The sequence below is a fragment of the Mesorhizobium sp. M7A.F.Ca.CA.002.05.1.1 genome (assembly GCF_003998335.1).
Taxonomy (GTDB): Bacteria; Pseudomonadota; Alphaproteobacteria; order Rhizobiales; family Rhizobiaceae; genus Mesorhizobium.
In genome coordinates this window covers 1-3766 of record NZ_RZQI01000600.1, presented here as the reverse complement: position 1 = coordinate 3766, position 3766 = coordinate 1, and the positions used below count along the sequence as shown (strand labels likewise).

The window sequence follows — 3766 nt, the reverse complement described above, 5'->3', positions numbered from 1 at the left end:
GTGCCCGGTCGTGCCCGCGCAGAGGCCGCCGAGAAGGCGCAAGCGCGGGGCATCACGGCATCCAAGGCGGTGGTGCAGCGCATTTCCGAATTCGCCGCACGCTATTCTTCCTGAATAGTTTTTTATATCAAATAGTTATCTGAAATCTGCCCGCCGCAGGCGCGGCGCGGTGCGATTTTCTTTGCGCGCTGCTGAACCTTTCCGCGCCTTGCTGCGACCCAGCTTTGTCCAGGGCAAGGCGAGCTTGCCCGATCCACACCGGGGGAAGCAGCAAACCGAAATCGAAAGCCTGCATCACGCGAAGGCCGGTCCTTCGCGCCTCGGAAACCTCAACCCAAATCAAAGGAAATTGTCATGACCAACACCAAGATCACCATGCTGACCGCCGTCCTTCTGCTCGGCTCGTTCATGGGTGCCACACAGGCAGCCACCCTGAAGGCCGCGCCGGCCAAGCCGACCAGCCCGGGTGTCATCGCCGCCCCGAGCGGCGGCGCCACCGAAGACCATTACTGCAAGAACGGCCATGCAAAATTCGCCAATTGCAGCGCCGATTTCGTCGCCGCCTGCAAGAAGGTTGGTGGCACCATGTCGGATGTTCAGGGCTGGGGTGGGCGTACTTGCTTCACGCCCTCCTGATACCGTCTCAGGTCAGGCCGCTCCGTCGGCCCCTGACTTCGCATGGATGTCACCCGGAAAACCCCGCTTCGGCGGGGTTTTCTGCGTTTTGACGCACAATGAATAAAACATTCTTGTTTTGGTCAACTTTTGTTTATTTGACTTCGGCCGACCCGACCGGCCGTTTGCGCTGATTGAGCAAAACAGAGGAGCTATAATGTCGGCAAGCACGGACAACCCCCGCAACGCCCTTGTCATCCCGGTCCTTGGCAGGTTTTACGCGGCTCTGCACGATGGTGCCGAAACCGTTCTTCGCGTCGTCGCCGGCGGGTTTTTCGCCATCCATGGTTCGCAGAAGATCACCAATCCTTTCGGCGCTGCCGAGATGGTCGAGGGTCTCGGTTTCTATCCGGGCGCGTTGTGGTCGTTGCTTCTGGCCTGCACTGAATTCTTCGGCGGCATCTTCATTGCCATCGGGTTTTTGACGCGGCCGGCCGCCTTTGCCGGCCTGTTCGTGCTGCTGGTCACGGTCTGGTTCCACTGGGTCACGATGGACCAAGGCTATTCGGGCGCGGAAAAGTCGCTGCTTTGGGCGGCGATCCTGCTCTTCTTCGTCATTCGCGGCGGCAACCGCCATTCGGTCGACGCCCGTATGGGCAAAGCGTTCTGACAGGCTGATAGCGACGACGCGTCGCCCTTTGCCTTTGGCACGAAACGGATTATGAAACGGCTTCAGCCAAGCTTGCGAGCGCCGGAGCCAGCCATGACCGAAATCCTGCAGACCCCAAAGCTCGTCGTCGTCTTTGGCGGGTCAGGCTTTGTCGGCCGCCATGTCGTGCGCGCGTTGGCCAAGCGCGGCTATCGCATCCGGGTCGCCTGCCGGCGGCCCGATCTTGCCGGCCATTTGCAGCCGCTTGGCAATGTCGGCCAGATCCAGCCGGTGCAGGCCAATGTGCGCGTGCGCTGGTCGGTAGACCGCGCCGTGCAGGGCGCCGACCACGTCGTCAATCTGGTCGCCATCCTGCATGAGAGCGGCCGGCAGAAATTCTCCGCCGTGCACGAGTTCGGCGCCCGCGCAGTGGCCGAGGCCGCACGCTCGGTCGGCGCCGGCCTGACCCACATTTCTGCGCTTGGCGCCGATCTGGACTCCGAATCAGACTACGCGCGCACCAAGGCGCTTGGCGAAAAGGCTGTGCTGGAGACGATCAAGGACGCCGTGATCTTCCGGCCGTCGATCAATTTCGGACCCGAAGACGGCTTCTTCAACCGCTTCGCCAACATGGCGCGCTATTCGCCGGTGCTGCCGCTGATCGGCGGCGGCCAGACCAAGTTCCAGCCGGTCTATGTCGGCGACGTGGCCGAAGCGGTGGCGCGCTCGGTCGACGGCAAGGTGGATGGCGGCCAGATCTATGAACTTGGTGGACCGAAGGTGCTCACCTTCAAGCAGTGCATGGAAGAGCTGCTCGACGTGATCGAGCGCAAGCGGCTGCTGGTGCCGGTGCCGTGGTGGGTGGCCAACATCCAGGCCTCGATCCTCGGTCTGTTGCCCAATCCGCTGCTGACCAAGGACCAGGTGACGCAGTTGCGCGAGCACAACATCGTTTCGGACGCCGCCAACAAGACCAACAGGACGCTTGCAGGGCTCGGCATCCAGCCGCAATCGATCGCGACGATCCTGCCCAGCTATCTCTGGCGCTACCGCGCCGCCGGCCAGTTCCAGCAACGCAAGCCTGCTGCTTAATTTATCACAACCGTCTGAAGCTGTGTCTCATGCCTGTCGCGGCGTGACCCGCATCGGCAGACCGCCTTGCGGCTGCGTGGTCAGTTTCTGTACAGGCCAGGGTTTGGTTTCGGCTGTCGTGTCGAAGCGGAAGCGCGACAGCATGATCGCCAGCGCGATGATCGCCTCCTGCATGGCGAAGCTGGCGCCGATGCAGACGCGCGGACCCGCGCCAAACGGCAGATACTGGAAGCGGTCGATCTTTTCGCGATTTCCCGGATGGAAGCGCTCCGGCAGGAAGGCATCCGGCCGGTCCCACAGTTTCCTGTGGCGATGCACGACCCAGGGCATCACCAGCACCGCGGCGTGCTTGGGGATATGAAGATCCTTCCACATTTCCGGTTCGATCGGCTCGCGGTTGATCGACGGCGCCGGCGGATACAGCCTGAGCGCTTCGTCGAAAGCCGCACGCGTGAACGGCATGGCATCGAGCCATTTCGTCGGATCGGGCTCGCGCGCCAACACCTGGTCGATCTCCTGCTCGACCCGGTCGCGCTCCCACGGCGATTCAGCCAGGCAATACAGTGTCCAGCCCAGAGCCCGCGCGGTCGTCTCATGGCCGGCGCCGATGAAGGTGATGATGTTGTCCTCTACCTCGGCCCGCGTCAGTCCATCGGGTCCCTCGGCCTTGAGCAGCAGCGTCAGGAAATCCTGCGGCACGGCATCGGGGTCGCGCTTGAATTTCGCTTCGCGCATCTTGACAGTGTCGGTGACGATCTTGCGGAAATAGGCCATGGTCTTGCGGCCGCGGATACGGGTCAGCCTCGGCAGCCAGTCGGGCGCGCGCAACAGATCGAGCGGATCGACGCGACCCATGGTCTCGAACAGGCGGTCGATCTCGTTGGCGAAACTGCCAGGCTCGCCCGATATCTCGCCGGAAAACAGCGTCTCGGCCAGGATGTCGTAGGTGAGCAGCGTCATGTCATGGGCGATGTCGGACGTGCCGCCGTCTTCGTAGCGGGCGACGAAGTCCAGCGTGCGTCTCAGCATCGGCTGGGCGAAGCCGAAGATGTGGCGCGGCGTGAACACCGGCGCCATCGCCTTGCGCGACCGCTTCCAGACCTCGCCCTCGGCGGTCAGCAGGCCATCGCGCAGGATCGGCCGCAGGATCTTCTGACGCACCGTCGCCATCTTGTAGTTCCTGGCATTGTCGACCAGCACATGGCGGATCAGGCCGGGATCATTGGCGACGATCAGATGTCCACCAACACCACTGGCCGAGATCCACGGCTCGTTGTAGGTGTGCTCACCCCACAATTCGAGCGGGTTGCGGTAGACGATGCGGATCATCTCCAGCGTCGAGGGCGGCGTGGTGCGCGGCTTCGGCGCCGGGGGAATGAAGGGGGCGGGCTGGATGTCCATGGGCTGCTC

Annotated in this window: 4 protein-coding genes and 1 pseudogene; 4 read left to right on the top strand and 1 reads right to left on the bottom strand. The window is 62.9% G+C overall.

Features of this window, described 5'->3' with window-relative positions; translation table 11 throughout:
• The 4 genes and pseudogenes from EN939_RS39290 to EN939_RS24760 all read left to right on the top strand — a co-directional run.
• A pseudogene (locus EN939_RS39290) lies at positions 1-114 on the top strand (Ldh family oxidoreductase); the annotation flags it as partial.
• Positions 115-354: 240 nt separating this feature from the next.
• Positions 355-636 carry a hypothetical protein gene (locus EN939_RS24770; protein ID WP_127270320.1) on the top strand — a complete coding sequence of 94 codons (282 nt, stop codon included), beginning with the start codon at positions 355-357 and terminating at the stop codon, positions 634-636.
• Between the two features lie 196 nt (positions 637-832).
• Positions 833-1285 (top strand): DoxX family protein, encoded by a 453-nt coding sequence (locus EN939_RS24765; protein WP_127270318.1) that lies wholly within the window; start codon positions 833-835, stop codon positions 1283-1285.
• Between the two features lie 93 nt (positions 1286-1378).
• Positions 1379-2356, top strand: a complete 978-nt coding sequence (locus EN939_RS24760) for a complex I NDUFA9 subunit family protein (protein ID WP_127270317.1) — start codon at positions 1379-1381, stop codon at positions 2354-2356.
• A gap of 27 nt (positions 2357-2383) precedes the next feature.
• Here the strand turns inward: EN939_RS24760 and EN939_RS24755 are convergent, their stop codons facing one another.
• A complete protein-coding gene (locus EN939_RS24755) occupies positions 2384-3757 on the bottom strand; it encodes a cytochrome P450 (RefSeq protein ID WP_127270315.1) in 1374 nt (457 codons plus the stop codon).
• Positions 3758-3766: the final 9 nt, after the last annotated feature.

Excerpts from the sequence above, each read along its gene's own strand:
- EN939_RS24765 (WP_127270318.1), top strand. The coding sequence starts at position 833 with ATGTCGGCAAGCACGGACAACCCCCGCAACGCCCTTGTCATCCCGGTC.
- EN939_RS24770 (WP_127270320.1), top strand. The coding sequence starts at position 355 with ATGACCAACACCAAGATCACCATGCTGACCGCCGTCCTTCTGCTCGGC.
- EN939_RS24760 (WP_127270317.1), top strand. The coding sequence starts at position 1,379 with ATGACCGAAATCCTGCAGACCCCAAAGCTCGTCGTCGTCTTTGGCGGG.
- EN939_RS24755 (WP_127270315.1), bottom strand. The coding sequence starts at position 3,757 with ATGGACATCCAGCCCGCCCCCTTCATTCCCCCGGCGCCGAAGCCGCGC.